This is a genomic window from Fibrella forsythiae, from assembly GCF_017353175.1.
GTDB lineage: Bacteria > Bacteroidota > Bacteroidia > Cytophagales > Spirosomataceae > Fibrella > Fibrella forsythiae.
In genome coordinates, this window is sequence record NZ_JAFMYW010000046.1 from 1 (window position 1) to 1,480 (window position 1,480).

Annotated in this window: 1 protein-coding gene; it reads right to left on the reverse strand. The window is 44.4% G+C overall.

Going from position 1 to position 1,480, the window contains the following annotated elements:
- Nucleotides 1–621 precede the first annotated feature (621 nt).
- A partial coding sequence (locus J2I46_RS32545; RefSeq protein WP_207333295.1) for a DUF1735 domain-containing protein occupies nucleotides 622–1,480 on the reverse strand: 859 nt, incomplete at its 5' end.

The window sequence follows — 1,480 nt, forward strand, 5'->3', positions numbered from 1 at the left end:
CGCTAGTAGAGGAACACTTATGAAGCACAGCAGTAGCTGCACGATCAGTAAAAGTTTTCTCATTGTTAGAAAGTTGATTAGTTTACGTGAAAAAATACAATTTAAGCTCACTAAACTACTAAGTAGTTGTCCTACTAACAAATTGTTTTAAGAATTTATAATTAATTGTAATTTGGTAACGAATAGGATAATTACTAAAAAACTATTAAGTAGTTTGTTTGATTTTTACGTATATAAATCAAGAATAATCGCTTTCTTCTGCAGGTTTGATCGCCTCTGCGCACGTGTGCTGTCAGGCAACAACGCCTGGATTGATGGAAACGAGAAGCGGTGCCAGATTTGGTCTGGCACCGCTTCTCCGGCACTATAAGCTGGTTAAGTAATAGGTACGTCGTTGTGCTAATCAATAACAACGTACCTGGAGTGATTCAAGCACTCTTGGTTGGCCGTTTGGTTTATTATCGAGATAATGTATGGCGTCGGTGAAACTGCATTTATTCTAAAAGAGACGACCTCGATCCAAACCAATTTTACTAGTGAACGTATCTCATTCGAGCCCTTCTTTCACAAAAAAGCCTCAGCTAGATAGCTGAGGCTTTTTTGTGAAAGAAGGGTAAAACCCTAACGCTCCCTCAGAAACGTCCAGGTCTCATTCCAAATCGTGCGAATGTTTGGTGCTGCTGCCACAACGCTTGGTTGACGCATCTGGTACTTGATTCTGATCGTTCTTGTAGCCGGATCGAACGTATTGACACCAGTTGGGTCTAGTTGGGCAGTACGTGTATTAGCTGGAACGCCGTAGTAGTTAGTTACCGATACGATCTTATTAGTCACCGGATCGAATTCAATAACTGGTGAAAAACTTCCGTATCCGCTTACCGCTGTACCTGTCCAGAAAAGAGCAATCCGTGTACCGGGCGTGAAGTACTGATTGTCGACCAGAACACACTTTGTAGCGGAAACCGTTTCCAGGGTATATTCGACAGGTTTGCCGGCAGACGCTAAGCTTATAAAGGCTGGGTTGGTCACGTCAACCAGTGTTCCGGTTGGAGTATAAACACCATCGTATTTATTCTTCAATTTCAGCAGGATAATCTTGTAGCCGTAGTTGCTGCTCACGGCCAGGTTATTGCTGGTGCCCGTTACCCGAACCGGTAAGGCATAATTGGCATCGTTGAAAGCTACCGGATCGGCAATCTTATCACTACCTGTCGAAAAATTAATCGATACTGGTGCCAAACGCTGACCTGCTTTGATTGTCGTTGAGGTACTTACTAACTGATATAATGAAGCAGGAAGCGCCTTATATGTAGTGCCGTTTGCTGCATTATACGTTGTCAGTACGGTCGGGTCAACGGCCAGATTCACCGTTACATCCTGGGCCAGTGTCTGCGGACCTGACAGGTTCACGTTGAACGAGTAGCTAACCGGCGTGCTCTGAATAGGCAACGCCGCATTTGGGGCTACACCGTAGAATGCC